At 41.6% G+C, this 26,010-nt stretch carries 27 protein-coding genes, 1 pseudogene and 1 riboswitch; of the genes and pseudogenes, 23 read left to right on the plus strand and 5 right to left on the minus strand.

The window, feature by feature from the left end; all coding sequences use genetic code 11:
- Positions 1-26 precede the first annotated feature (26 nt).
- The 6 genes and pseudogenes from LXO72_RS03120 to LXO72_RS03145 all read left to right on the plus strand — a co-directional run bounded on the left by LXO72_RS03120 (position 27) and on the right by LXO72_RS03145 (position 5,929).
- Positions 27-587, plus strand: a complete 561-nt coding sequence (locus tag LXO72_RS03120) for a sugar O-acetyltransferase (RefSeq protein ID WP_233331499.1) — start codon at positions 27-29, stop codon at positions 585-587.
- The gene (locus tag LXO72_RS03125; protein ID WP_233331500.1) at positions 584-1,306 is read left to right on the plus strand and encodes an alpha/beta fold hydrolase; all 723 of its coding nucleotides are present in this window, start codon (positions 584-586) and stop codon (positions 1,304-1,306) included. Before LXO72_RS03120 ends, LXO72_RS03125 begins: the two co-directional genes overlap by 4 nt.
- Positions 1,307-1,485: 179 nt before the next feature.
- On the plus strand, positions 1,486-2,469 hold the full coding sequence (gene guaC / locus LXO72_RS03130) for a GMP reductase (protein ID WP_233331501.1): 984 nt from the start codon (positions 1,486-1,488) through the stop codon (positions 2,467-2,469).
- Positions 2,462-2,557: riboswitch (purine riboswitch) on the plus strand. Its footprint overlaps the gene before it by 8 nt.
- 75 nt (positions 2,558-2,632) lie before the next feature.
- A complete protein-coding gene (locus LXO72_RS03135; protein ID WP_129822047.1) occupies positions 2,633-3,214 on the plus strand; it encodes a xanthine phosphoribosyltransferase in 582 nt (193 codons plus the stop codon).
- The gene (locus tag LXO72_RS03140; RefSeq protein ID WP_233331502.1) at positions 3,214-4,476 is read left to right on the plus strand and encodes a nucleobase:cation symporter-2 family protein; all 1,263 of its coding nucleotides are present in this window, start codon (positions 3,214-3,216) and stop codon (positions 4,474-4,476) included. Before LXO72_RS03135 ends, LXO72_RS03140 begins: the two co-directional genes overlap by 1 nt.
- Before the next feature lie 116 nt (positions 4,477-4,592).
- Positions 4,593-5,929, plus strand: a pseudogene (locus LXO72_RS03145) (MATE family efflux transporter).
- Between the two features lie 177 nt (positions 5,930-6,106).
- Here LXO72_RS03145 and LXO72_RS03150 read toward each other — a convergent pair.
- On the minus strand, positions 6,107-6,289 hold the full coding sequence (locus LXO72_RS03150; protein ID WP_001117397.1) for a 4-oxalocrotonate tautomerase: 183 nt from the start codon (positions 6,287-6,289) through the stop codon (positions 6,107-6,109).
- Between the two features lie 419 nt (positions 6,290-6,708).
- Between LXO72_RS03150 and LXO72_RS03155 the strand changes: the two genes are divergently transcribed.
- The 9 genes from LXO72_RS03155 (at position 6,709) to LXO72_RS03195 (ending at position 14,404) form a co-directional block, all read left to right on the plus strand.
- Positions 6,709-7,293, plus strand: a complete 585-nt coding sequence (locus LXO72_RS03155; RefSeq protein ID WP_233331503.1) for a thymidine kinase — start codon at positions 6,709-6,711, stop codon at positions 7,291-7,293.
- A gap of 21 nt (positions 7,294-7,314) precedes the next feature.
- Positions 7,315-7,794, plus strand: a complete 480-nt coding sequence (locus LXO72_RS03160; protein WP_233331504.1) for a GNAT family N-acetyltransferase — start codon at positions 7,315-7,317, stop codon at positions 7,792-7,794.
- A gap of 9 nt (positions 7,795-7,803) precedes the next feature.
- Positions 7,804-8,883, plus strand: a complete 1,080-nt coding sequence (gene prfA, locus LXO72_RS03165; RefSeq protein WP_023026823.1) for a peptide chain release factor 1 — start codon at positions 7,804-7,806, stop codon at positions 8,881-8,883.
- Positions 8,883-9,719 (plus strand): peptide chain release factor N(5)-glutamine methyltransferase, encoded by an 837-nt coding sequence (gene prmC / locus LXO72_RS03170; protein WP_233331505.1) that lies wholly within the window; start codon positions 8,883-8,885, stop codon positions 9,717-9,719. The genes prfA and prmC overlap by 1 nt, the downstream gene beginning before the upstream one ends.
- Complete coding sequence (locus LXO72_RS03175) at positions 9,706-10,317, plus strand: L-threonylcarbamoyladenylate synthase (RefSeq protein WP_233331506.1); 612 nt, start codon at positions 9,706-9,708, stop codon at positions 10,315-10,317. Before prmC ends, LXO72_RS03175 begins: the two co-directional genes overlap by 14 nt.
- A 37-nt stretch (positions 10,318-10,354) precedes the next feature.
- Positions 10,355-11,611 carry a serine hydroxymethyltransferase gene (gene glyA / locus LXO72_RS03180; RefSeq protein WP_154858119.1) on the plus strand — a complete coding sequence of 419 codons (1,257 nt, stop codon included), beginning with the start codon at positions 10,355-10,357 and terminating at the stop codon, positions 11,609-11,611.
- A gap of 8 nt (positions 11,612-11,619) precedes the next feature.
- On the plus strand, positions 11,620-12,594 hold the full coding sequence (locus tag LXO72_RS03185; RefSeq protein ID WP_233331507.1) for a nucleoid-associated protein: 975 nt from the start codon (positions 11,620-11,622) through the stop codon (positions 12,592-12,594).
- The gene (locus tag LXO72_RS03190; RefSeq protein ID WP_154858123.1) at positions 12,594-13,196 is read left to right on the plus strand and encodes a lysozyme family protein; all 603 of its coding nucleotides are present in this window, start codon (positions 12,594-12,596) and stop codon (positions 13,194-13,196) included. Before LXO72_RS03185 ends, LXO72_RS03190 begins: the two co-directional genes overlap by 1 nt.
- A gap of 194 nt (positions 13,197-13,390) precedes the next feature.
- Positions 13,391-14,404: a DUF1002 domain-containing protein gene (locus LXO72_RS03195; RefSeq protein WP_154858125.1), complete on the plus strand. Its 1,014-nt coding sequence runs from the start codon at positions 13,391-13,393 to the stop codon at positions 14,402-14,404.
- A 32-nt stretch (positions 14,405-14,436) separates the two neighbouring features.
- On the opposite strand, the gene LXO72_RS03200 is transcribed toward LXO72_RS03195, so the two are convergent.
- Positions 14,437-14,742 (minus strand): hypothetical protein, encoded by a 306-nt coding sequence (locus tag LXO72_RS03200; RefSeq protein WP_154858127.1) that lies wholly within the window; start codon positions 14,740-14,742, stop codon positions 14,437-14,439.
- A gap of 216 nt (positions 14,743-14,958) precedes the next feature.
- Between LXO72_RS03200 and LXO72_RS03205 the strand changes: the two genes are divergently transcribed.
- On the plus strand, positions 14,959-16,434 hold the full coding sequence (locus tag LXO72_RS03205; protein ID WP_233331508.1) for a VWA domain-containing protein: 1,476 nt from the start codon (positions 14,959-14,961) through the stop codon (positions 16,432-16,434).
- Between the two features lie 127 nt (positions 16,435-16,561).
- Here the strand turns inward: LXO72_RS03205 and guaA are convergent, their stop codons facing one another.
- Entirely contained in the window at positions 16,562-18,127 is a 1,566-nt protein-coding gene (gene guaA, locus LXO72_RS03210; protein ID WP_154858130.1) for a glutamine-hydrolyzing GMP synthase, read from the minus strand.
- Positions 18,128-18,265: 138 nt separating this feature from the next.
- On the opposite strand from guaA, the gene LXO72_RS03215 reads away from it, so the two are divergent.
- From LXO72_RS03215 to xerS, 7 genes are all read left to right on the plus strand, one after another.
- Positions 18,266-18,964 carry a GntR family transcriptional regulator gene (locus LXO72_RS03215; protein ID WP_023023243.1) on the plus strand — a complete coding sequence of 233 codons (699 nt, stop codon included), beginning with the start codon at positions 18,266-18,268 and terminating at the stop codon, positions 18,962-18,964.
- 157 nt (positions 18,965-19,121) lie between these two features.
- Positions 19,122-19,454, plus strand: a complete 333-nt coding sequence (locus LXO72_RS03220; RefSeq protein WP_003001435.1) for a putative DNA-binding protein — start codon at positions 19,122-19,124, stop codon at positions 19,452-19,454.
- 2 nt (positions 19,455-19,456) lie between these two features.
- Positions 19,457-19,672 (plus strand): 2-oxoglutarate:acceptor oxidoreductase, encoded by a 216-nt coding sequence (locus LXO72_RS03225; protein WP_154858132.1) that lies wholly within the window; start codon positions 19,457-19,459, stop codon positions 19,670-19,672.
- Positions 19,673-19,690: 18 nt separating this feature from the next.
- Positions 19,691-21,262, plus strand: a complete 1,572-nt coding sequence (gene ffh, locus LXO72_RS03230) for a signal recognition particle protein (protein ID WP_233331509.1) — start codon at positions 19,691-19,693, stop codon at positions 21,260-21,262.
- Between the two features lie 66 nt (positions 21,263-21,328).
- Complete coding sequence (locus tag LXO72_RS03235) at positions 21,329-22,096, plus strand: alpha/beta hydrolase (RefSeq protein WP_233331510.1); 768 nt, start codon at positions 21,329-21,331, stop codon at positions 22,094-22,096.
- A 106-nt stretch (positions 22,097-22,202) separates the two neighbouring features.
- Positions 22,203-23,186: an acetylxylan esterase gene (locus LXO72_RS03240; protein ID WP_233331511.1), complete on the plus strand. Its 984-nt coding sequence runs from the start codon at positions 22,203-22,205 to the stop codon at positions 23,184-23,186.
- A gap of 193 nt (positions 23,187-23,379) precedes the next feature.
- The gene (gene xerS, locus LXO72_RS03245; RefSeq protein ID WP_233331512.1) at positions 23,380-24,450 is read left to right on the plus strand and encodes a tyrosine recombinase XerS; all 1,071 of its coding nucleotides are present in this window, start codon (positions 23,380-23,382) and stop codon (positions 24,448-24,450) included.
- 83 nt (positions 24,451-24,533) lie between these two features.
- Here the strand turns inward: xerS and LXO72_RS03250 are convergent, their stop codons facing one another.
- A complete protein-coding gene (locus LXO72_RS03250) occupies positions 24,534-25,175 on the minus strand; it encodes a hypothetical protein (protein WP_061563968.1) in 642 nt (213 codons plus the stop codon).
- A gap of 207 nt (positions 25,176-25,382) precedes the next feature.
- Positions 25,383-26,009, minus strand: coding sequence for an ABC transporter ATP-binding protein (locus tag LXO72_RS03255; protein ID WP_195323973.1), 627 nt, complete (start codon positions 26,007-26,009; stop codon positions 25,383-25,385).
- Between the last annotated feature and the right edge of the window lies 1 nt (position 26,010).

Below are 26,010 nucleotides of genomic sequence, written 5' to 3' on the forward strand. Positions count from 1 at the left end.
TTTTTTACTATATGACGGAGATAATTATGAATACGGAATATGAAAAGATGATTGCTGGCGAGTTTTACAGTCCTATGGATCCAGAATTGAGGACATTAGCCCAAGAAGCTCGGGCCAAGCAATTTGCCTTTAACCAAGAAGCAGACGGTGAGAAGCGGAGTCAACTCATAAAAAGTTGGTTCGGATCTACTGGAGAAAATCTATCCTTGCATCCCTTCTTGGCTTGTGACTATGGGGTCAATATCCACTTGGGAGAGAACTTTTATGCTAACTGGAACTTAACCATGCTGGATGTCTGCCCGATCAGGATTGGTAATAACGCCATGATCGGTCCCAATTGCCAATTTCTTACCCCTCTCCATCCGTTAGATCCACACGAGCGAAATGCTGGAAAGGAATATGGAGCTCCGATAACGATAGGAGATAACTTCTGGGCGGGTGGTGGAGCTATCATCCTTCCAGGTGTTACCCTAGGCGATAATGTCGTCGTTGGAGCAGGAGCAGTGGTGACCAAATCCTTCGGGGATAATGTAGTCCTAGCTGGTAATCCAGCCAGAATCATTAAAGAAATAGAGGTGAAAGAGTGAAGTTTTACTTTATGGGAGGACTCGGAAGTAACGAAAATCATATGAGCGAATTTGCTCACTGCTTTCCATTCCCCATCACCTATCTAGATCCCTATAAGCTGAAACTGGAATCTCCCCAAGATTTAGTAGACTGGTTTGAAGCCCATGCCGATTCTAATGAAAAGACTTGTATCATTGCCCATTCGCTTGGTGGAGATTTGGCTCGATACCTAGCATCCAATATGCCACAAATTACACACCTGGTTCTTCTAGATGGTGGCTATCTTGACATGGACCAGATCCTACCACTAGAGCAGGAAATCGAAGAGACACTCGCCTATCTGAAGCAACAGGTATTTCCATCTCTAGAGGAAGCTGTTGCAAGTGAACTTGGAGATACTGACAATCCTTCGGAAGCCGCTATAAAAGCCATCCAATCCAGTTACCGTTGGAATCCTGAACTCCATCATTATGAACTGGATTTGGATCCACAAGCGGTTCTTTCCTTGCTGAGAGTCAGACGAGAGCTCCGATCTTATCAAGCTCCTCTAACGGATACCAAGGCCTTGTTTATCGGTCCTAGATACGAGGATGAGCCTGAATGGAGAGCTAGAGCACTTGAAAATTTAGATCCTTCTATCAAGAAGGTCCTCTTAAAGGATCTAGGCCACGATTTTTATACAACAGTTCCCGAGCTTGTCAGCAAAGAAATCATCACTTGGATTCAGATTTGTTCATAAATAACTCATATATAGAAGTTGTTCTATACAATAGTCTAGTAATTTCCGAACATTATTTATATAATCAGCATTCTATTTGAATCGCCTCCGTATCTTTGTTATAATCTTGAATGGAAACGTCGGAAGACGAAGTGATGACCCATCACGATTTAAAATTTAGAAACGAGATTTCAATCCGTATGTTAAACGAATTTCCAATCTTTGATTACGAAGATATTCAACTAATCCCTAACAAGTGTATTATCAAAAGTCGTGCAGAAGCAGACACGACAGTTCAGTTTGGTAAGCACACCTTCAAGATACCAGTCGTACCTGCCAACATGCAGACCATCCTGGATGAAGATGTGGCCGAACAACTGGCTAAAGGGGGCTATTTTTACATTATGCACCGCTTTGACGAAGCTGGTCGCATTCCCTTTATCAAACGGATGCACGATCAGGGCTTAATTGCTTCCATCTCAGTTGGAGTAAAAGACTATGAGTACGATTTTGTGACTCAACTCAAGGACGATGCACCTGAATACATCACCATCGACATCGCTCACGGTCACTCAGATAGTGTCATCCAAATGATCCAGCATATCAAGAAGGAATTACCAGATACCTTTGTCATCGCAGGAAATGTCGGAACTCCAGAAGCTGTTCGTGAGTTGGAAAACGCTGGAGCAGATGCTACCAAGGTTGGAATTGGACCTGGCAAGGTCTGCATCACAAAAGTGAAGACTGGCTTTGGTACTGGCGGTTGGCAGTTAGCCGCCCTTCGTTGGTGTTCAAAAGCAGCTCGCAAGCCCATTATTGCAGATGGTGGAATTCGGACCCATGGAGATATTGCTAAATCCATTCGTTTTGGTGCCAGCATGGTCATGATTGGTTCTCTCTTTGCAGGTCACATCGAAAGCCCAGGGAAAACCGTTGAAGTCGATGGTGAATCCTTTAAGGAGTATTATGGATCTGCTTCCGAGTACCAAAAAGGGGCTTATAAAAATGTTGAAGGCAAGAAAATTCTCCTACCAGCCAAAGGTCATCTGCAAGATACCTTGACAGAGATGGAGCAAGACTTGCAAAGCTCTATTTCCTATGCTGGAGGCCGCAAGGTTGCTGATCTCAAGCATGTCGATTATGTCATCGTTAAGAATTCTATCTGGAACGGTGACTCTCATTAAAACTACAATTACTTATTTATCTTGCGGATTGGCGCAAGGTCTCTACAAGGTGCCGGAACACCTAACAATAAGTAAGTCTTAGATTGATCCAGGGATACTTGGATTCTGTAGAGGCTTACTTGTTAAGTCTCTATTTTTTGTTCCAAACTGTTTAGGAGAAAACATGAAATTATTAGAAGAACGTATATTGAAAGACGGAAATGTCCTGGGAGAAAACATCCTCAAGGTCGATTCCTTCTTGACCCACCAGGTGGATTACCAGTTGATGAAAGAAATTGGGAAGGCTTTTGCGGAACGCTTTAAAGATGCTGGTCTGACCAAGATTGTAACCATTGAAGCTTCAGGAATTGCCCCTGCCCTTTATGTGGCAGAAGCTTTAGAACTTCCCATGATTTTTGCCAAAAAAGCCAAGAATATTACCATGAACGAAGGGATTTTGACAGCAGAAGTCTATTCCTTTACCAAGCAAGTGACCAGTACGGTTTCCATTGCTAGCAAGTTTTTAACACCAGATGATCGCGTCTTAATCATCGATGACTTTCTGGCAAATGGCCAAGCAGCTAAAGGCTTGATCCAGATTATCGAACAAGCTGGTGCGAGTGTAGAAGCAGTTGGTATCGTTATTGAGAAATCCTTCCAAGATGGCCGTGGACTGCTAGAAGAACTCGGCTACCCAGTTGTTTCACTTGCTCGTTTGGACCGTTTTGAAAATGGTCAGGTTGTATTTAAGGAGGCAGACATCTAATGCAAAAACAAGAAAACCATTCACAGGCAGCCATTCTAGGCTTGCAGCACCTATTGGCCATGTATTCGGGCTCTATTTTAGTACCGATCATGATTGCGGGAGCTTTGGGTTATAATGCCCAGCAATTGACCTATCTCATCTCTACAGATATCTTTATGTGTGGGGTAGCCACTTTCTTGCAATTGCAATTAAACAAATACTTCGGAATTGGTCTTCCAGTCGTCCTCGGGGTTGCCTTCCAGTCTGTGGCACCTCTCAGCATGATTGGAGCTAGTCATGGTAGTGGGGCCATGTTTGGTGCCTTGATTGTTTCCGGGATTTATGTGGTTCTGGTTTCAGGTTTCTTCTCTAAAATCGCTAACCTCTTCCCATCTATTGTGACGGGATCTGTCATTACGACCATTGGTTTGACCTTGATTCCAGTAGCCATTGGAAACATGGGGAACAATGCTGAAGAACCAACAGTTCAAAGTCTGATCTTGGCCGTGATTACCATTCTCATCATTCTGGTGGTCAACATCTATACAACCGGCTTTATCAAATCCATCTCTATTTTGATTGGTTTGATCGTTGGGACAGCCATCGCAGCTTCAATGGGCTTGGTGGACTTTGCACCTGTAGCACAAGCTCCAGTCGTTCACGTTCCAACACCATTCTTCTTTGGAGCCCCTAAGTTTGAAATTACTTCAATCGTCATGATGTGTATCATCGCAACTGTTTCCATGGTCGAATCGACTGGTGTCTATCTTGCTCTTTCAGATATTACAAAAGATCCAATTGATAGCACGCGCCTTCGTAATGGCTACCGGGCTGAAGGATTGGCCGTCCTTCTCGGCGGTATCTTCAATACCTTCCCTTACACTGGATTCTCACAAAACGTTGGCTTGGTGAAATTGTCTGGGATCAAGACCCGTCTTCCAATCTACTACGCGGCTGGTTTCCTCGTTCTTCTTGGTCTCCTGCCTAAGTTTGGAGCTTTAGCGCAAATCATTCCAAGTCCAGTACTTGGTGGAGCTATGCTAGTCATGTTTGGTTTTGTGTCTATTCAAGGGATGCAGATCCTTGCGCGTGTTGATTTTGAGCACAATGAGCACAATTTCCTCATCGCAGCTGTATCAATCGCAGCAGGGGTAGGATTGAACAACAGCACCCTCTTTAATGCCCTACCAAGTGCCTTTAAAATGTTCTTTGCAAACGGGATTGTTGTTGCCAGTGTCTTGGCTATCATTCTGAACGCCATCTTAAACCGCAACAAAAAATAATCTAAAAAAACTGAGGATCCGTTAGATCTTCAGTTTTTTAATTTTTTTGACATTTAAGAAGACATATAGTAGAGTGGTAAGAGAAAATTTCAACTTGATAAGAAGAGAGTCGTCCCATGTATCTAACCCATCATCTTAAAGAGCGCTTGCGCTTGTTTATCAGTCTATTTATCCCCCTCCTGGTCTATCAACTCGCCAACTACTCTGCAAGTTTTGTGGATACAGCCATGACGGGACAATACAATACCTTGGACTTAGCTGGAGTCTCGACTGCCACTAGTCTCTGGAACCCCTTTTTTACCTTTTTAACGGGGATTGTTTCAGCTTTAACACCAATTATCGGTCATCATTTAGGGCAGGGGAATAAAAAACGAATCGCTTCTGATTTTTATCAATTTATCTATCTCTCTTTCGTGATGGCTGTCCTCTTGATTGCTTTCGTCTTACTGATTGCACCGATCGTCTTAAGAAAAATCGGTCTAGAAAGTGTCGTAGCTGGGATAGCAACCCGTTATTTAGCCTTTCTGTCTCTGGGGATTTTGCCTCTTTTACTTTTTAGTGTGGTCCGTTCCTTGCTGGATACCTTGGGCCTCGCTCGCTTGTCCATGTACCTCATGCTCCTCTTATTGCCTTTAAATGCAAGTTTCAACTACATATTGATCTATGGAGCTTTTGGTCTACCTGAGCTAGGAGGAGCAGGAGCAGGACTGGGGACATCCTTAGCTTACTGGGTTCTCCTCATCATTGCTTTCTTGATCATCCTAAAGTAGCCATCTACAAACTATGGAAGATCCAAACTCTCAATCTCAAAGAGATGAAAGAGACGATCCGACTCGGATTACCGATTGGAGGGATTGTGTTTGCAGAAGTGATTATTTTCTCTGTAGTGGGCTTGCTCATGGCTAAATTCCCATCTATGACCATTGCCAGTCACCAGTCGGCTATGAACTTCTCAACCCTTATGTACGCTTTCCCAGCTAGTATCTCCAATACCATGGCTATTATCGTTTCCTTTGAGATTGGGGCTGGGCGTCCCGATGTCGTTCGTCAATATTGTCGGATTGGACGCTGGACAGCCTTTGGATTTGCCTTCTTTACCCTCACTTTCCTCTATCTGTATCGCTATCAAGTGGCGGGACTCTATGGAACTGACTCAGAATTTATTCATCAGACAGCCATCTTTATGACCTATAGTCTACTTTTCCAAATAGCAGATACGGTCGCAGCACCGATTCAAGGAATTCTTCGGGGCTACAAGGACACTACCGTTCCCTTCCTACTTGGTGTCTTTAGTTACTGGTGTGTCTCTATTCCCTTGGGGATCTTTTTAGACCATGTCACTAACCTAGGTCCCTATGCTTACTGGATTGGCTTAATTTCTAGCATTGTCGTTAGTGGTATTTGTTACCAGATGCGACTATGGCAGATTCAAAAGAAATACCAAATTTCCTAAAAGAGGCTGGGACAAAAGTCCTAGCCTCTCAATTATCTTTGGATTGTCGAGCAAAACGCAGTGGTTGAGTGGGCTCTACTACGCTGATTTCATCAACTTTTACAGCTCTACTCAACTGTGCGGAGGTGGGACGACGAAATTGAATTCTAACGAATTACCGATTTCTGTCCCACTCTCTTATTTAGTGCGCATCTCACCTTGAGGGAAGTAGGTTCCTTCAGGCATATCATTGATAATGACATGGACAGCAGATTGGGGAGCACCTGTATTCCGAACGATAGCCTCGGTTACTTCCTTGGCCAAAGCTTTCTTTTGCTCCAAGGTGCGCCCTTCGAATAAATCAATACGTACAAATGGCATTGCGCCACCTCCTTCATAAATCTTAACCTTATTTTATCACATTTTATTTGAAAAGAAGAAGTCTATGTAGATGTTGCGAGTATAAGTTTAATAACCATATAAAAATTTTTTACCAATATTTAGTACTACCTACTTACATAACTTCACTTATTATGGTATAATTAATTTGTGAGAAGTGGTCTCTCACCATGCGTTTGTCATTTTGTCAGGGAAATGATAGACGCTTTTTTTATTCTCAAATAACAAAAATGATGTGGCAACAGAGTTTAATTTTTGCTAGTGCAAACAGGAAAAACAAGGCTCCGTAGAACTCTACGTCCATAGTCCATCATCCAATGGTGAGACTCTCTATAAGTTGCCCTAATTTACTGCCCGTGTTATAATATAATGAAACACATTTTAGAGAGAACAGAAGGAAAATGGCACAATTATATTATAAATATGGGACCATGAACTCAGGTAAAACCATTGAAATCTTGAAGGTGGCCCATAATTATGAAGAGCAAGGCAAGAGCGTCGTCATCATGACCTCGGCAATCGATACACGAGATGGAGTTGGAGTAGTTTCTAGCCGGATCGGTATGAAACGAGAAGCTATGGCCATTGAAGACGAGACAGATATCTTTGGTTATATTCAAAGTTTGGAAAAGAAACCCTATTGTGTCTTGACCGATGAAGCTCAGTTTTTGAAACGCCACCATGTCTATGATCTGGCAAGGGTTGTAGATGAACTGGATGTTCCGGTGATGGCTTTCGGCCTCAAAAATGATTTCCGTAATGAACTCTTTGAAGGTTCTAAACACCTCCTCTTGTTAGCAGACAAGATCGAGGAAATCAAAACCATCTGCCAATACTGTTCCCGCAAGGCGACCATGGTCTTGCGTACCCAAGCGGGAAAACCCGTCTACGATGGAGAACAGATCCAGATCGGTGGACACGAGACCTATATCTCGGTTTGCCGCAAACATTATTTTAATCCAGACATACCAACTGAAAGCGTCTAGAACGTTTTAGAGAGGCTAATAATGTCTATTTGTTTAAAAGATATTACAATAGAGAATTATTTTGACGTTTTAAATCTAGAAGTTCATCCAAACCAAAGGAATTTTATTGCATCCAATTCCATTAGTTTAGCTGAAGCCTATGTATATGATAAAAATGGTGATTTTATAGCTCCCTTAGCAGTTTATGATAAGGAAGTATTAGTTGGTTTTGTTATGATTGCCTATGACCAGAAAATTGGGATTAGCAAGGGGAACTACTTGTTATTTCGTTTTATGATCGATAAACGATTTCAAGGTTTAGGCTATTTTAAACCGACTATGGATGCAGTCATTGACTTTGTTCGAACAGAACCAGCTGGAAAAGCAACAAGTCTTTGGTTATCTTATGAACCGGAAAATAATCAAGCGAGATCTTGCTATCTCCAGTATGGATTTAAAGAAACTGGCGAAATCATAGAAAACGAAATTGTAGCAATCTATGATCTAACAACCAAGAATTAAGGAGTAAACATGAATATCTATGATCAACTACAAGCTGTAGAAGACCGATACGAAGAGTTAGGAGAATTACTGAGTGACCCAGATGTGGTTTCTGACACCAAACGCTTTATGGAGCTTTCAAAAGAAGAGGCTTCCACTCGTGATACGGTGACAGCTTACCGTGAGTACAAGCAAGTCCTTCAAAATATCGTCGATGCTGAAGAAATGATTAAAGAATCAGGTGGAGACGCTGATTTAGAAGAAATGGCCAAGCAAGAACTTAAGGATGCTAAGGCTGAAAAAGAAGAGTACGAAGAAAAATTGAAGATCTTACTTCTTCCAAAAGATCCAAACGATGACAAGAACATTATCTTGGAAATCCGAGGGGCAGCAGGAGGAGACGAAGCCCAATTGTTTGCTGGGGACCTCTTACAAATGTACCAAAAATACGCAGAAAGCCAAGGCTGGCGCTTTGAAGTCATGGAAGCTTCCTACAATGGCGTTGGCGGGATCAAAGAAGTCGTAGCCATGGTCTCTGGGCAATCAGTCTACTCGAAACTCAAGTATGAATCTGGTGCCCACCGGGTACAACGCGTTCCTGTGACTGAAAGCCAAGGTCGTGTCCATACCTCTACAGCAACCGTTCTGGTCATGCCAGAAATCGAAGAAGTTGAGTACGACATCGATCCAAAAGATCTTCGGATTGACATCTACCACGCATCTGGTGCGGGTGGACAGAACGTCAACAAGGTCGCAACAGCCGTTCGTATCGTCCACTTGCCAACCAATATCAAGGTCGAGATGCAGGAAGAACGGACCCAACAGAAGAACCGCGAAAAAGCCATGAAGATCATCCGTGCGCGTGTGGCTGACCACTTTGCTCAGATTGCCCAAGACGAGCAAGATGCTGAACGGAAGTCCACTATCGGTACTGGTGACCGTTCAGAGCGGATCCGGACTTACAACTTCCCTCAAAACCGTGTGACCGATCACCGGATTGGCTTGACCCTTCAAAAATTGGACACCATCTTATCTGGTAAACTGGACGAAGTGGTCGATGCTTTGGTCTTGTATGATCAAACTCAAAAACTAGAAGAGTTGAACAAATAATGTTGTTAGGACCATTATTAGCCCAGTATGAAGAAGCATTAATAGCCGTCGGAGAGGAAGCAGAAAGCCTCTCCTTCGCGTATCGGGCTTTAAAAAACTGGACCTTTACAGACTTTGTCCTTGCCTTGCAAAAAGAAGTGGAAGCAGAGGACCAGGACTTGCTTGAATCCATCTTTGAGCAGTTGAAACATCACATCCCTGCCCAGTATATTATTGGCAGCACAGAATTCTGTGGCCATGTTTTTACAGTTGATAAGCGCGTGCTGATCCCACGACCAGAGACAGAGGAGTTGGTGGCTCTCATTCTCGAAGAAAACGATGAGAAAGCTTTACGAGTTCTGGATATTGGTACAGGAAGTGGTGCTATCGCTATTAGCTTAGCCCTTGCTAGACCTAACTGGCAGGTTCAAGCTAGCGATGTTTCAGAAGAGGCTTTAGCCCTGGCTCAAGAAAATGCCAAGCAGCTAGAAGCAGTAGTTGACTTCAAAACTTCAGACGTTCTGGATCAGTTAGCAGGTCCCTATGACCTGATTGTGTCCAACCCTCCCTATATCTCTCGGGATGATGTAGAAGAAGTCGGAGCCAATGTTTTTGCCTCTGAACCCCACTTAGCTCTTTTTGCGGATCGTGATGGATATGCCATCTACGAAAAGATTGCCCAACAGGCACCAAGTGTTTTAACACCAGATGGAAAGATCTATCTAGAAATTGGCTATAAGCAAGGAGCCAAAGTAAAAGAGCTTTTTCAAGAGGCATTTCCTAACAAACGAGTCCGTGTTCTGAAAGATCAATTTGGACAAGATAGAATGGTAGTAGTAGACAATGGATCACATTGAGAAAGAATTAGAAGCAGGCCGTGCGGTTATTCTGCCAACTGAAACAGTCTATGGTATTTTTGCCAAAGCTTTGAATCAAGAGACAGTCGATTATATATACGAGTTAAAACGTAGACCGAGAGACAAAGCTCTGAATTTAAATGTAGCCGATGAAGAAGTGATTCGACTTTATTCGAAAAATCAACCTAGTTATTTAACAAAACTGATTCATTCATTTTTACCTGGGCCTCTCACTATTATTCTTCAAGCGAATGAAAAGGTACCTAACTGGATTCATTCAGGATTGGATACAGTTGGTTTCCGTATACCGGCTCACCCAAAGACATTGGAATTAATTCGTAAATACGGTCCTTTGGTTGGTCCTTCGGCTAATCTTTCAGGTCATGCAAGTGGAACAAAGTATAAGGCTATTGTAAGCGAATTTGATCAAGCGGTTCCTGGTATCGAGGATGACGACTTCTTGACTGGCCAAGATTCAACTATTTTGGATATCTCTGGTTCCAAAGCGAAGATTTTGCGACAAGGTTCGATTACGAAAGCTGATTTGATTGCACAAGTGCCAGAGCTTTCCTTTGAGGATGATGAACTTCCTCAGTGATAATGTACATAAATAATTTTTATAAAGGAGTAGACCGATGATTTTTGATAAAGAAGATTACAAAGCCTATGATGCAGACCTATGGAATGCGATAGCTAAAGAGGAAGAGCGTCAACAAAATAATATTGAGTTGATTGCTTCTGAGAATGTCGTCTCTAAGGCGGTTATGGCAGCTCAAGGGTCTATTCTGACCAATAAATATGCCGAAGGCTACCCTGGTCGTCGTTACTACGGTGGAACAGATGTGGTCGATGTGGTTGAAAGCTTAGCAATCGAACGTGCTAAGGAAATCTTTGGAGCTAAGTACGCTAATGTTCAACCGCATTCAGGAAGTCAGGCTAACTGTGCAGCTTATATGGCCTTGATTGAGCCTGGTGATACTGTTATGGGGATGGATCTTGCTGCCGGTGGACATTTGACGCACGGAGCTTCTGTGAGCTTCTCTGGTCAAACCTATAACTTTGTGTCCTATAGTGTAGATCCTGAAACAGAGCTCTTGGATTTTGACGCCATCTTAAAACAAGCCCAAGAACTCAAGCCAAAACTCATCGTTGCTGGTGCCTCAGCCTACTCTCATATTATTGATTTCTCAAAATTCCGTGAGATTGCAGATGCAGTAGGAGCAAAGCTCATGGTTGACATGGCCCATATTGCTGGTCTCGTGGCAGCAGGCCTCCATCCAAGTCCAGTTCCTTATGCTCATATCACGACAACGACCACTCACAAGACCCTTCGTGGCCCTCGTGGTGGCTTGATCTTGACCAATGATGAAGACTTGGCCAAGAAGATCAATTCAGCTATCTTCCCTGGTATTCAAGGAGGACCTTTGGAGCACGTCATTGCAGCCAAAGCTGTCGCCTTCAAAGAAGCGCTTGATCCTGCCTTTAAAGAGTATGCATCTAATGTGATTAAGAACAGTCAGGCCATGGCTGATGTCTTCTTGCAAGATCCTGATTTCCGCGTCATTTCAGGCGGAACAGAGAACCACCTTTTCCTTGTTGACGTCACTAAAGTCGTTGAAAATGGGAAAGTGGCGCAAAACTTGCTAGATGAAGTCAACATTACTCTCAACAAGAACTCCATTCCTTATGAAACCTTGTCGCCATTCAAGACCAGTGGGATTCGGATCGGTGCAGCAGCAATCACCGCTCGTGGTTTTGGACTAGAGGAAAGCCGTACAGTGGCTGAACTGATGATCAAAACCTTGAAAAACGCAGAGAACCCAGCTGTATTAGAAGAAGTGCGGAACCAAGTCAAAGCCTTGACAGACGCCTTTCCACTTTACGAGGACTAAACCATCTTATGGACATTTACGTAAAAAAAGCCATTATTCATCAATTTAGCCCAGACGATACCGATCTATATCTAGCGGACAAATTCCTGAATATCACACCAAAAATTGAGGAGTACTTGCGCAAAAAGATTGAGCGGGTCTATTCCGATGAGGCCAAGACCGGCATTTTTGAGGAAGACAATCCATTCCTTGAGATGATCACGGATAATCTCCTAGAAACTTCAGTAGCCGTAGCCAATCGCTGGAAAGAAGAATTTGTCGTCTCTGAGAATCAAAAGACCAATGATTTGGTGTTTATCCAATTCTCAAAAGAAGGGGTGGATCATTTTGCCTTTCTTCGGATCGCCTTACGGGAAACCTTGACCCATCTTGGAGGAGAAGTAGATAACCCAATCAAGCTAACGCAAAACAATCTACCTGGCTTTGGGACTGGTGCAGATGAAGCTTTGGTCATTAATCTTCAAAGCCGCAAGTACCATTTGATCGAAAAACGAATCAAGTACAACGGAGCTTTCTTGAACTATTTCTCTGAGAATCTCCTCCAGGAGCAACCCAAGATTTCACCTAAAAAATCGATCAAAGAAATCGAAAAAACGGCCCAACGGATTGCTGAGAACTTCCAACAAGATGATTTTCAGTTCCAATCCAAGGTCAAATCAGCTATTTTCAACCAACTGGAAGAAGAGAATGAACTTTCTCCAGAGAAGTTAGCCAATGATTTGTTCGATAACAACTTAACAGCTCGACTCAGTTTTGTCGATCAGGTGAAAGAGACTATTCCAGATCCTGTTCGCTTCGATGAGATTGATGCCAGCCGCCAATTGAAGAAATTTGAAAACCAAAAACTCTCCCTTTCAAACGGAATTGAGCTTTTGGTCCCTAACCATGTTTACGAAGATGCTGAATCGGTAGAGTTCATCCAAAATGATAATGGGACCTACTCGATCCTCATCAAGAATATAGAGGACATTCAGAATAAATAATGATGAAACGAATAATAAAAATTTTCTTTTGCCTCTTGCTCATCTTTTTCATATATAAGGGCTATCAGATACACCGGGATGTCAAACAGGTCATGACTTATCGTACTTTAGTGCGTGAAGTACTGGCTGAAGAAGATACCGGTACAAATGAAGATCTGATCCTTGCTATGATTTATACAGAGACCAAGGGTAAGGAAAATGATGTCATGCAGGCCAGCGAAAGTGCAACAGGCCAGACAAATTCTATCACCAATAACAAAGAAAGTATCCGGCAAGGGATTCAAACCCTCTCTGAGAATTTGCGAAAAGCAAAGGAGAAGGGAGTTGATCCCTGGACAGCAGTTCAGGCTTATAATTTTGGACAGGATTACATTGAATATGTAGCAAAAAATGGCGGAAAAAATAGCCTTGAATTAGCCCGTAAATACTCAAAAGAAGTGGTTGCACCGAGTCTTGGAAATGTCACAGGAAAGACCTATCTTTATCTCCATCCTATTTCATTTTTACATGGCTCAGAGCTCTACGTTAATGGGGGAAATTATTATTATTCACGTCTCGTTGAAATGAATCAGTTCATTATGAAACTATTTTCCTGGTTCTAATACAAGCAGTCACTCTAAACAAGGGAAGAATCCCTTGTTTTTTTATGGAGCAAACTGTCATCTGTTTTTAAAGAAGCTGTAAGCCAGTCTTAAGATAAAAAGGATAAACTAGTTGGGAGGCAAAGGGGAAAAACCTGCTTCCTTTTTATTGTCCGAAAGAGGTATAGTATGATAGAAGTAGTTATGGAGAAAGTATGAAACCATTCAGGAAATTTATTGGAATCTTTATCATTGGCTGCTTGGCACTCCTTGCAAGTTCTTCAACAGTTTTTGCCGACGCAACCATTCAAAAGGTCATTGATCAAAAATATAGCCAACCTGACTATGTCATTGGCTCATCATTGGATGAATTTCAAGTCGAACAAACCCTCAGTCTCTTGATGTATAACGAGGAAAAGGAGAAGGAATGGAAAACCATGAATCCTTCTGCTTATACAAGTTTTACAATTGATGAGAACGGAGATCATTATTCCTCCGTTAAGCTACAGAAACAAGCCAAGAAAGCGCCTATTAGCGTGCACATTGTCACTCCTCAAAATATAACAGAAGTAACAGCGGATATGCATCGCAATGCACTGACCACTCTTGGGCTAGAACATGCGGATATCACGATTGCGTCTCCAACAGAAGCATCAGGCCTGAGTGCCCTTGCAGCGGTCGCATACTCCCTTGAGCAAAATGGTAGCACCATATCTGATGAAAACAAAACACTTGCTCAGGAAGAATTATCCCTGCTTGCATCGATCTATAAAGAGAGTGCCCGTAAAAAAGGCTTCCATGAAGATAAGCTCAATGTAGCTGTCATCGATCTTAAAATCGCAGCGCTAACAGGAAGCAACCAAGATAAAAGGCTCGAGAAGAATGATTTTCAAAAGTTGGTTACAAAGATTCTAAAAAACTACCAACTAGAGGACGCTCTAACGGATAAACAAACCAAACAATTAATTGATTATGTAAGCAAGCTTTCTAGTAGTCAGCTTAGCACTGATAAAAACCTAGTCAAGTCCCTCAAAGCTCTAAAACAGGATATCATTGAGAAAGCAGGAGATAGCTTTAATACGATTGATACCAAGCTCAATACAGAAACACTACTGAAAGAAACCAACAAACTTCCTTTGTACCTTATGATTGGACTAGGAGTCCTCATGCTCCTTGGGATTGGATTAACGGCTTGGCATGTTCATAGTCATCAAATCAAGAGGAAATAAACCATACAAAAAAGCCATCGAATGATGGCTTTTTAATCTGTTACTTCGATTGAGAGATAAGGAATACCTAAGATTTTTCCGAAGATACCTAGAAAAGTCTTCCATGCTGAGCCTTTAATGATAGCGGTTTGACCAGCTTTTACTATAACTTCCTTAGAACGAGTAAAGGCTCCTCTTTGATCTACGTAGACCTTAACCATATTAAGACCTTCAGGTAGCGGAAGCGTCACAGTTTCATCTTTACTTAACCTAGCCACACATTCACCGTTAATATAAACGTTTACTTTCATTAAAACACCAACAAGGCCTGTTTGACGAGATACGGTAATTTCTGACATATTGTTTCTCCTAAGTTTTTGACTGTTTACTCAAAAAGAGTAGTTCTTTTTAACTATCATAACACAAGCATTAAGTTTAAACAAGACAATAAAATATTTTACCTGTTATATTATTTGAGGTTCAAATTAATACTTGAAAAACATTTTATTTTATGTTATCCTAAATTAAAATGATTCACCACAAATTCGTGAATCAAGTAAAGAAATGAGGGAATTATGAATAAAGGTTCATTTAAACAACAACGATTTTCATTACGTAAATTAAAAGTAGGCTTGGCCTCTGTAGCAGTTCTTTTCTCTTTTGCCCAACTTGGACAAGCATCTGCTGACGAAACTGTTGCCCCAGCAGCAAGCGAAGCAACAAAACCAAGCGAAGCAAGCAAATCACCCATTGAATCTGCAGCGGATGAAATTGCAACAGCTAAAAAGCAACCAGTTGTGAAAGAAGCAGAAGCAAAAGCTGGAGATGTCATTGATCTTTCTACAAAAGTATCACCTGTAGATGTAAAAGAAAGTCAAGAAGGCAATCAAAAAGTCCATGTAGAAACAGCGACTGCAGAAGTTTCAAAAACAGAAGTGATCGCATCTAAGGATGAGACAATTCCTGCACCTGCAACGACAACAACTGAAGATACTGTTACCGGTAAGGATGAAAAAGGAAATACCTTTACTCAGTACGAACGTGTCGATAAGACAACAACAGTTGAAATGACCACAACACCAGCTACTGTACAGAAAACAGGAACAGCTGATATTGTCTTCGTAATTGACCGTTCATTATCAATGTCCTATTCCATCCATGTCGTTCGTAAGAATATTAATGAATTTTCAAAAAACCTTTCTAAAGAGGGAGTTTCTGCTCGTTTTGGGCTAGCTACATTTAGTGATGAAGTATACGGCCGTGAGAGAGGCAGAACGGATGAAGGAACCATTTTAACAGATTTCGGTGGCTCTTATTTTACATCCGATCCAGCTAAACTTGAAAAAGCCTTAGCAGATGTTAAGTTAGCAATCGGTGGGGATGCTCCAGAAACTTCAACTCCAGCCTTGAACCAAATTATTTCAACATACGACTGGTCTAAGGCAGCCAATAGTAGAAAGTTTGTAGTGTTGTTAACAGATGCTGATATGAAAGAAGATCCATCAGTACCGACAGTCGCTGAAACAATAGCCAATCTAAAAGCAGCTGGAATTGAAAGATACGTTTCAACTCCATTGTATGGAGAAAAGTACTACAAAGATTTTGTGTCTGAAGGCCGTTGGATGAATATGTCCAATGACTTGGCTGGTACATTAACCAATGAAGCAACTAAGTGGATTGCAGAAACTGTCAAAGAAGGACGTAGCTACAAGATCACAAAAGATAGCTATAAGTTTTATCAAGAGCGTCGCACAACGATTCCAGTTGTTGAGAAGAAAACACCACAACCGAAACCAACTCCTCAACCACAACCGAAACCAACTCCTCAACCACAACCTAAACCAATCCCGCAACCAAAACCAACTGCACCTGTGCCAGTTCCAATGATTACTGCAACTAAGCCAGCAGCTGCTCCAGCAGTCATCAAACAAGAACCAGCTAAACTTCCTGAAACTGGAAGCGAAGCAAATTCTACTGGTCTCGTCGGACTTGCATTATTGATGTCTGGACTTGGATTGGCTGTAGCAAACAAAAAATCAAAAGAACAATAAGATAAAACACTAAAAGTAAACACCTGAACTAAAGCCATTTAGGCTTCATCAGGTGTTTTTGTTTAGTGTTAACGATAAATTAAAAAGCTGAAATTATAAATTTCAGCTTATTTTTGAATAACTCATTCTATTCCCACTCAACAGTTGCAGGTGGTTTACTTGTGATATCATAGACGATACGGTTAACGTGATCAACTTCGTTTACGATACGTACAGAGATTTTTTGGAGTACTTCCCAAGGAATCTTAGCGAAGTCAGCTGTCATTCCATCGATAGAAGTGATGGCACGGATAGCGATGGTATAGTCATAAGTACGGCCATCTCCCATAACACCTACTGAACGAACGCCAGTGTTAACAGTGAAGTATTGCCAGATGTCGCGGTCAAGACCAGCCTTAGCGATTTCTTCACGAAGGATAGCATCTGACTCACGAACAGTTTCAAGTTTTTCTTCAGTGATTTCACCCATGACACGGATAGCAAGTCCTGGTCCTGGGAATGGTTGACGCCATACGATGTGGTCTGGCATACCAAGCTCTGTACCAAGGGCACGAACCTCATCCTTGTAAAGAGTATTAAGAGGTTCGATGAGTTCAAACTGCATGTCTTCTGGAAGTCCACCCACATTGTGGTGAGACTTGATTGTTTGAGCAGTATCCGTACCAGACTCGATCACGTCAGTGTAGAGAGTTCCTTGTGCCAAGAATTTCACGTCTTTTAGCTTGCTTGCTTCGTCATCAAAGACATAGACAAACTCGTTACCTATAATCTTACGTTTTTGTTCTGGATCTGATACGCCAGCCAATTTATCCAAGAATCGTTTGGCAGCATCTGCTTTAACGATGTTCAAACCAAACTTACCACCAAGCATATCCATCACTTGGTCAGCTTCCCCTTTACGGAGAAGACCGTGGTCTACAAAGATACAGATCAATTGATCGCCGATGGCTTTTTGAAGGAGAACCCCAACAACGGAAGAGTCAACACCACCTGAAAGACCAAGAAGGACACGTTTGTCTCCGACGGTTTCACGGATTTTTTTGATCTGCATGTCAATGAAGTTGTCCATGGTCCAGTCACCTTTAGCTCCACAGATGTTCAAGGCGAAGTTACGCAAGATGTCATAACCGTGAACAGAGTGACGAACCTCAGGGTGGAATTGGATACCGTAGATTTTCTTATCTGGATTTTCAATCGATGCAAATGGACAGTCAGCAGAAGTACCAGTGCGGATAAAGTCAGCCGGAATTTCTGTAACAGCATCTCCATGGCTCATCAAGACCAATTGTTTATCTGGTGTGCCGGCAAAAAGAGCAGAAGATTCTGTCAAAGTCAGTTCAGATTGACCATATTCGCGGTTACCAGCATCACCTGCAGGAACGACTTTCCCACCAAGCTTGTGTGTCAAAAGCTGCATTCCGTAGCAGATCCCCAAAATCGGAATTCCAAGTTCAAAAATCTCTGGATCAATGTCGAAAGATCCTTCTTCATATACTGAGTTTGGTCCGCCTGAAAGAACGATCCCGACTGGATTGATTGCACGAACTTCAGCTGCAGTAATCTTGTGGCTCTTCAATTCTGAAAAGACACCAATCTCACGAATACGACGAGAGATGAGCTGATTGTACTGGCTACCGTAGTCAAGCACGATGATTTTTTCAACATCATGCAAATCAGTTGATAGGTTTGTCATCTTTTCCCCTTCTTCTAGAAAATTCTTTTCCTCTATTCTAACACAAAAGCCCCTTCATTACCAATCAAGACTGACTAGGATTGAAGATTTAACAAAATTGCGCTACAATAGGGTATAACACACAGAAAGAGTAGCAAGATGATTCCAGCTTACATACAAATTCACGATCAAATTAAAGCCGAAATTGACCAGAAAATCTGGAAAATTGGACAGCGCCTCCCTAGTGAGCGGGACTTGGCTGAGAAGTTCCAAGTTAGTCGGATGACCCTTCGTCAAGCCATTACACTCTTGGTAGAAGAAGGAGTACTGGAGCGCCGTGTTGGTAGTGGTACCTTTGTCGCTAGCACGCGCGTCCAGGAAAAGATGCGGGGGACGACTAGTTTTACTGAAATCATGAAGGCCCAAGGAAAGATCCCTTCGACACAGGTTATTTCTTACAAACGCACCATTCCTAGTCTTCAAGAAGTAGATAAACTTGGTATCGACAAGACCGAAACAATTGTTCGAATGGAACGGGTTCGTTATGCAGATGGTGTACCAGTCGTTTATGAAGTCACCTCAATTCCTGAGAAATTTATCAAAAACTTCAAAAAAGAAGAAGTGACCAGCCATTTCTTCCAAACCTTGGAAAAGCACGGCTATCGAATTGGCAAATCTCAACAAACCATCTACGCTCGCTTGGCCAAAGAAAAAATTGCTGAATATCTGGAAATTCCCAAAGGACAGGCCATCCTTGGTTTGACCCAGATCTCATATTTTGATAATGGTGTCGCTTTTGAGTATGTAAAAAGTCAATATGTCGGCGAACGCTTTGAGTTTTACTTAGAAAATAATTAGATTTACATAATTTATATTACGTAATTCACAGAAGTCTTTCGCTAGGAAACATCAATCTAGTTTTAGACCATTTGGAATCTGACTTTCTTGTTTCTCGTGAGTCAAAATAGGTAAGTCCCGCTAGTCTTTAGCGGGCTTTTTTGATATAATGAAAGGTATGGAAATTGAGAAAACCAACCGAATGAATGCGCTCTTTGAGTTTTACGCAGCGCTCTTGACGGACAAGCAAATGAACTATATCGAGCTTTATTACGCAGATGACTACAGCTTAGCTGAGATTGCGGAAGAGTTTGGGGTCAGTCGTCAGGCGGTTTATGACAATATCAAGCGGACAGAGAAGATTCTAGAGGATTACGAGATGAAGTTGCACATGTACTCGGACTACATTGTACGCAGCCAGATTTTTGATCAGATTTTAGAACGCTATCCGGAAGATACTTTTCTACAAGAGCAGGTTGAAATTTTATCAAGCATTGACAATCGGGAGTGATTATGGGCAGTCTCGTCATTTATCAAGGAATACCTTGCAAACTATTAGTCGCAGAGGAAGTATTTCCTACTCGACTACAGATTATCTCGCCCGATGATATCTCCAAAGCTATGCAAATAGGTTTTAGCTGTTGGGGATATCCAAATGAAATCATGAAAGAAGTCACACCCGAAGAACTAGAATGTTTGCAACATTTCGGACGATATCCACTGAATTGAAAAAAATAGGAGAAAATAATGGCATTTGAAAGTTTAACCGAACGTTTACAGAACGTCTTTAAAAATCTTCGTAAGAAAGGGAAAATCTCTGAAGCGGATGTCCAAGAGGCGACCAAAGAGATTCGTCTAGCCCTCTTAGAGGCCGACGTTGCCCTTCCAGTTGTAAAAGACTTTATCAAACGCGTCCGCGAGCGGGCCGTAGGTCATGAAGTTATCGAAACCTTGAACCCTGCGCAACAAATCGTGAAGATTGTCGATGAAGAATTGACGGCCATTTTGGGTTCTGAGACAGCGGAAATTATTAAATCACCTAAGATTCCAACCATTATCATGATGGTCGGTCTTCAGGGGGCTGGTAAAACAACCTTTGCGGGTAAATTGGCCAACAAATTGGTCAAGGAAGAAAATGCGCGTCCTTTGATGATTGCCGCCGATATCTATCGTCCAGCAGCCATTGACCAGTTGAAGACTCTTGGTCAGCAGATCAATGTCCCTGTCTTCTCACTTGGTACAGAAGTCTCTGCAGTAGAGATCGTTCGTCAAGGTTTGGAGCAGGCGAGAGCCAATCACAATGACTATGTCTTGATCGATACGGCTGGTCGTCTGCAAATCGATGAAAAACTCATGGCTGAGTTGCGTGATGTCAAAGCCCTTGCTGAGCCAAATGAAATCCTCTTGGTTGTCGATGCCATGATCGGTCAAGAGGCGGCCAATGTGGCGCGTGAGTTCAATGAACAACTCGAAGTAACCGGGGTGATCTTGACCAAGATTGATGGGGATACCCGTGGTGGTGCGGCCCTTTCTGTCCGTCAGATTACTGGAAAACCAATTAAGTTCACTGGTACTGGTGAAAAAATCACTGATATCGAAACCTTCCACCCAGACCGCATGTCTGGTCGGATCCTCGGTATGGGGGATATGCTGACGCTGATCGAGAAGGCTTCTCAAGAATACGATGAAAAACGTTCCCTTGAACTCGCTGAGAAGATGCGGGAAAACACCTTTGACTTCAACGATTTCATCGATCAGTTAGACCAAGTTCAAAACATGGGACCAATGGAAGACCTGCTCAAGATGCTTCCAGGTATGGCCAATAACCCTGCCATGAAGAACCTCAAGGTCGATGAACGAGAAATTGCTCGCAAACGTGCAATCGTATCATCCATGACCCCAGCTGAACGGGAAAATCCAGATTTGTTAAACCCTAGCCGTCGTCGTCGGATTGCTGCTGGTTCAGGAAACAGCTTTGTCGAAGTGAATAAATTCATCAAGGACTTTAACCAAGCCAAGCAGATGATGCAAGGTGTCCTCTCTGGTGATATGAACAAGATGATGAAACAAATGGGGCTTAATCCAAATAATATGCCGAAGAATATGCCAGGTGGCATGCCTGATATGTCTGCCCTCGAAGGGATGATGGGTCAAGGCGGGATACCTGACTTATCAGCTCTTGGCGGAGGCGCTGGGATGCCAGACATGAGCCAAATGTTCGGTGGGGGTCTTAAAGGAAAAGCCGGCGAATTCATGATGAAACGGGCGATGAACAAGATGGCCAAACAAATGCGCAAGAATAAGAAAAAACGGAAATAATCATTTCTAGCAAGGGCCTGGAACACACTGTTCTGGGTTCTTTTAGAAACAACTACTAGAGGAAAGATGTTAAAAAAAATATTTCAACAACTCATTCGTTACTTTGTAAGACTCTTTTCTTCCTACAGAAAGCCCTTTGAATTTCCTAAAGGGTCGAAGAAACCTCCCATCAGACCAATCATCTTTGTACCTGGGAGTTCGGCTAGTATCCAGCGTTTCAATGGAACCATCCGCATGCTTCATCGCTTTTCCAGAAAAAAACAAAGTCTCTTAAAAATAAAAGTCAATAAAAATGATTCTATAGAGATGGAAGGAAGACTGAATACGAAAGAGCCGAATCCGATGATTGTGATTGGCTTTGAGAACAATCGAGATGGCTACAGCAATATCAAGCAGCAAATCGAATCCCTTAAGATAGCTTTAACCTATCTTCTTGATCACTATTATTTTACAGAGTTCAAGGCAGTCGGGCACTCCAATGGGGGACTGGTTTTGACTGGTTTATTGGAAAGTGGCTTTTTAGAAAAGAAAAAGCTGACCGTAAGCAAGCTGGTTATTATTGGTAGTCCTTACCAATTCAACCAAGAGATGTATGATGATTTTCAAACATGGAAGCATCGCCTAGGAAAAGAAGTAGAGGTCCTTAACTTTGTTGGTAGCTTTGCTGGGAAATCAGATGGGATCGTTCCCCTCTCTAGTGCTCAAGCAGCACAATCTATTTTTGAGAAACAAGCCTATACAGAAGTGAATTTAAACGGTCGTAAAGCTCATCATTCAGCTTTACCTACTAATCCAGATCTAGTGAAACAATTAAGTCTATTTTTGAATCTATAAGTAAATTACATAATTTCGGTTATGTAATTTTTTATTTGTCTCTTGCAATCATTAAATTAATATGGTACATTTTTGGTAGCGATTACACATACTTAAGGAGAATTTTATGAAAGATCCCAAATTATTAGAAACAATGAAAGATTACAAGGGACGGGATGATGTTCCCGCAGATTTTGATGCTCTTTGGGATCAAGCCCTAGCAAAGATTACTGAACTGCCTGAATACAAGCTTGAAAAAAAAGATTTCAGCATTCCAAATGTGATTTGTTATGAATTAACCTTTAAAGGAACACGAGATGGGCTTGTTTATGCGCGGGTTGTTCTCCCAAAAACAGATCAAAAGGTTCCCGTTATTTTCCATTTTCATGGCTATATGGGCCGTTGTTGGGATTGGGCTGACATGCTGCCTTATACAGTAGCCGGCTATGGTGTTGTGACTATGGATGTAAGAGGTCAGTCAGGCTTTTCAACCGACGGAGATCGCTCACCGCTTGGAAATACGGTAAAAGGACAGATTATCCGTGGAGCTGTGGAAGGTCCGGACCAGCTCTTTTATAAGGATGTCTACTTAGATCTTTACCAGTTAATTGAAATTGTAGCCAGCCTTCCTCAAGTAGACGACAGCAAAATTGCTAGCTATGGAGCCTCTCAAGGTGGTGCACTGGCTCTTGTGGCTGCTGGATTGAATCCTCGTATCCAACGAACGGTAGCCATTTATCCATTCTTATCGGATTTCAGACGGGTATTGGAGATTGGGAACACCAGCGAGGCTTATGACGAGCTTTTCCGTTATTTCAAGTTTCATGATCCATTTCATGAAACAGAAGATCGTTTGATGCATACCTTAGCCTATATTGATGTAAAAAACTTTGCCCATCGTATCAAAGGACAAGTTCACATGATTACCGGGCTAGATGATGATGTTTGTTATCCAGAGACACAATTCGCCATTTATAATCGATTAGAATGTCCAAAAGAGCATTTAATCATGCCAGAATATGCTCACGAGGCCATGAATGTTCAAGTCAATGATCGAGTCTATAATTGGCTCTGTGGTAGCAAGATTCCATTTCGATATGTAGAAAAATAAGTTAGAAAAGAAAAACAATCAGTAAATCCATGAGATTTGCTGATTTTATTGTGTTTAAAAGGGATCTAGTATAGAAAGAGATACAAAACAGTCCTATATAAACCCTATAACATCTTTCCGAAAAACTATAATTTTCTTGAAAAATATATCTGGCTATGCTATACTACTAGTATAGAAAGATTTGGAGAAAAACATGAAACGCGAGATCTTATTAGAACGGATTGATAAACTCAAACAAGTCATGCCCTGGTATGTATTGGAATATTACCAATCGAAACTGGCCGTTCCATACAGTTTTACAACCTTGTACGAATACTTAAAGGAATATGATCGATTTTTCACCTGGGTCTTGGAATCTGGTATATCGGATGCTGACACCATGGCCGATATCCCTTTAGACGTTCTGGAGCACATGACCAAGAAAGACATGGAATCCTTTAATCTTTACTTACGTGAACGTCCTCTGCTCAATGCCAATACGACAAAAAACGGTGTTTCCCAAACAACTATTAACCGTACCCTTTCTGCATTATCTAGTCTTTATAAGTATTTGACTGAGGAAGTTGAAAATGAGCAAGGGGAACCTTATTTCTACCGTAATGTCATGAAGAAGGTTGCTACTAAGAAAAAGAAAGAAACCTTGGCTGCTCGAGCTGAAAATATCAAGCAGAAGCTCTTTTTAGGTGAGGAAACAGAAGGTTTTCTTAACTATATCGACCAGGAGTACCCTCAAACACTCTCAAATCGCGCCTTATCCTCTTTTAATAAGAATAAAGAGCGAGATTTAGCCATTATCGCACTCCTTCTTGCCTCTGGTGTCCGTCTCTCTGAAGCCGTTAACCTAGACCTTCGTGACCTCAATCTTAAGATGATGGTCATTGACGTCACTCGAAAAGGTGGAAAACGAGACTCAGTCAATGTTGCTGCCTTTGCTAAGCCTTATCTAGAACAATATCTCGCGATTCGAAACAAACGTTACAAGGCAGAAAAGACTGATACAGCTCTCTTTCTGACCTTGTATCGAGGTGTTCCAAACCGGATCGATGCTTCTAGCGTTGAAAAGATGGTCGCCAAGTATTCAGAAGACTTCAAAGTCCGCGTGACACCCCACAAGCTTCGCCATACATTAGCAACTCGTCTCTATGATGCTACCAAATCACAGGTCTTGGTCAGCCACCAGCTAGGACATGCTAGCACCCAAGTTACAGACTTATATACGCATATCGTTAATGATGAGCAGAAAAATGCCTTGGATAGTTTATAAAATTACATAACGTAAATTATGTAATTTATTAGTTTTAAAAAGAGCGATAGATTTTTTGAATGTCTACCGCTCTTTTATACTTTCTATAAAAATTCGATCCAATAATTACGGTGTGGTTCAATAATGACTGGTTTTCCCCAGAATGATTTTAGATAGGCCAAGTTTGCAGGGGTGACAGGTCTTTTTTCACCATTGAACTTCTCTGCACTCTCTTTCGTTAGAAAGCATTTAACAGCTTCATATGGTGTACCATCGCTCGCTATTCGATCAATTCCTAAATAAGCAATTTCATCACCGGCTTTTGGAAAATCTGTAAATAGTTTACCAATAAAATAAACCGTCTTATCTTTCATTAATTCATAAGCCTTACTATTTTCCAGTCTGTTATTCGCTGCAGCGTACATAATACAAAAACTGTCCACAATATCTTTCAAAGGCATTAATTCTTCTTTGCTGACTATAATTTCGTCGGGAGCAAGTCCACCAAGGATTAAATTTTTATAATGAGGTTGCTGGATGATATTATCTAAAGCCATTCCTAATGGTAGTTGGACAGCTTGATAGCCTAATGGTTCGAGCTCTTGCTTTTTCTGGTCAAGGTGTCCTTGTGTAATACTGACATTCAAATCATAAGGACTGGAAGGTTGTTGCTTGCTAAAAAAAGCCACTACTATACGATCTAACTGTTCAAATAGACCAAGATTTTCAACTGGAATTTTCATCATTGAATATGATCCCCTTTTTTGTTAAGATTTCCTCTATATTCTACTCTCATTATTTTTGAATATCAATTAAAGAGGCCGTGTCATGAACTAACTTTTGATGAAAAATCTTAAACATTTTTGTTTGAACGAATCTTTCTTCATCAGCCTCTACCTCATGAATAGCTATAAAAGATAATCTAGAAGATCCTACCATTCTTCAACCATGGATTAGTTGAGCCTTATCACTTCGTCAGCTTGTTCCCAAATCACTGGATTATGGGTTGCAATAATGATTAAACGATCTTGCCTCTTTAACGTCAAGAGCAAGTCCATCACCTCTTGAGAGGTTTCTGGATCAAGTGCTGCAGTTAGTTCATCCGCTAAAATCAAAGGTGGATCCTTTAAAATAACTTTAGCCAATGCAACACGTTGTGCCTCGCCACCAGATAATTCATAAATCTTTTGATCCAGAGAAAGGTAAGCCAGTCCTACTTTTTTGAGTACTTCTTCTTCTTGCTGCTTCTTCTCTTTTTTCGTTAATTTTTGCCCAATCAATCCCAAATCTAAATTTTTAGCGATGGTCTCGTTTTCAAGTAGGCCAAAATTTTGAAAAAGATAGCCTAATTCATGCTTAAAAAAGTGATGCTGTTTGATTTGTTTCAGTTCCTGCCCTTGATAGCTTATACTCCCCTTTTCATAAGGCTCTAACTTCGCCAAGATATTAAGCAAGGTTGTTTTACCACACCCGCTATTTCCGATCAGAGCATAAACTTTCCCAGCTGTAAACTGCAAGCTCAAATCTTGAAAGACCGTTCGTTGGCCAAATGATTTGGTTAAATGTTCTACGCTAATCATA

Source organism: Streptococcus sp. XMC, assembly GCF_021341835.1.
Classification (GTDB): Bacteria; Bacillota; Bacilli; order Lactobacillales; family Streptococcaceae; genus Streptococcus.

Bases quoted from the DNA above. Each gene is read 5' to 3' on its own strand.
- LXO72_RS03240 (WP_233331511.1), top strand. From the start codon at position 22,203: ATGAAAGATCCCAAATTATTAGAAACAATGAAAGATTACAAGGGACGG.
- glyA (WP_154858119.1), top strand. From the start codon at position 10,355: ATGATTTTTGATAAAGAAGATTACAAAGCCTATGATGCAGACCTATGG.
- LXO72_RS03215 (WP_023023243.1), top strand. From the start codon at position 18,266: ATGATTCCAGCTTACATACAAATTCACGATCAAATTAAAGCCGAAATT.
- LXO72_RS03185 (WP_233331507.1), top strand. From the start codon at position 11,620: ATGGACATTTACGTAAAAAAAGCCATTATTCATCAATTTAGCCCAGAC.
- LXO72_RS03220 (WP_003001435.1), top strand. From the start codon at position 19,122: ATGGAAATTGAGAAAACCAACCGAATGAATGCGCTCTTTGAGTTTTAC.
- ffh (WP_233331509.1), top strand. From the start codon at position 19,691: ATGGCATTTGAAAGTTTAACCGAACGTTTACAGAACGTCTTTAAAAAT.
- LXO72_RS03155 (WP_233331503.1), top strand. From the start codon at position 6,709: ATGGCACAATTATATTATAAATATGGGACCATGAACTCAGGTAAAACC.
- LXO72_RS03175 (WP_233331506.1), top strand. From the start codon at position 9,706: ATGGATCACATTGAGAAAGAATTAGAAGCAGGCCGTGCGGTTATTCTG.
- prfA (WP_023026823.1), top strand. From the start codon at position 7,804: ATGAATATCTATGATCAACTACAAGCTGTAGAAGACCGATACGAAGAG.
- guaC (WP_233331501.1), top strand. From the start codon at position 1,486: ATGTTAAACGAATTTCCAATCTTTGATTACGAAGATATTCAACTAATC.
- LXO72_RS03160 (WP_233331504.1), top strand. From the start codon at position 7,315: ATGTCTATTTGTTTAAAAGATATTACAATAGAGAATTATTTTGACGTT.
- xerS (WP_233331512.1), top strand. From the start codon at position 23,380: ATGAAACGCGAGATCTTATTAGAACGGATTGATAAACTCAAACAAGTC.
- LXO72_RS03225 (WP_154858132.1), top strand. From the start codon at position 19,457: ATGGGCAGTCTCGTCATTTATCAAGGAATACCTTGCAAACTATTAGTC.
- LXO72_RS03205 (WP_233331508.1), top strand. From the start codon at position 14,959: ATGAATAAAGGTTCATTTAAACAACAACGATTTTCATTACGTAAATTA.
- LXO72_RS03255 (WP_195323973.1), bottom strand. From the start codon at position 26,009: ATGATTAGCGTAGAACATTTAACCAAATCATTTGGCCAACGAACGGTC.
- LXO72_RS03195 (WP_154858125.1), top strand. From the start codon at position 13,391: ATGAAACCATTCAGGAAATTTATTGGAATCTTTATCATTGGCTGCTTG.
- LXO72_RS03200 (WP_154858127.1), bottom strand. From the start codon at position 14,742: ATGTCAGAAATTACCGTATCTCGTCAAACAGGCCTTGTTGGTGTTTTA.
- guaA (WP_154858130.1), bottom strand. From the start codon at position 18,127: ATGACAAACCTATCAACTGATTTGCATGATGTTGAAAAAATCATCGTG.
- LXO72_RS03135 (WP_129822047.1), top strand. From the start codon at position 2,633: ATGAAATTATTAGAAGAACGTATATTGAAAGACGGAAATGTCCTGGGA.
- LXO72_RS03190 (WP_154858123.1), top strand. From the start codon at position 12,594: ATGATGAAACGAATAATAAAAATTTTCTTTTGCCTCTTGCTCATCTTT.
- prmC (WP_233331505.1), top strand. From the start codon at position 8,883: ATGTTGTTAGGACCATTATTAGCCCAGTATGAAGAAGCATTAATAGCC.
- LXO72_RS03140 (WP_233331502.1), top strand. From the start codon at position 3,214: ATGCAAAAACAAGAAAACCATTCACAGGCAGCCATTCTAGGCTTGCAG.
- LXO72_RS03150 (WP_001117397.1), bottom strand. From the start codon at position 6,289: ATGCCATTTGTACGTATTGATTTATTCGAAGGGCGCACCTTGGAGCAA.
- LXO72_RS03235 (WP_233331510.1), top strand. From the start codon at position 21,329: ATGTTAAAAAAAATATTTCAACAACTCATTCGTTACTTTGTAAGACTC.
- LXO72_RS03120 (WP_233331499.1), top strand. From the start codon at position 27: ATGAATACGGAATATGAAAAGATGATTGCTGGCGAGTTTTACAGTCCT.
- LXO72_RS03250 (WP_061563968.1), bottom strand. From the start codon at position 25,175: ATGATGAAAATTCCAGTTGAAAATCTTGGTCTATTTGAACAGTTAGAT.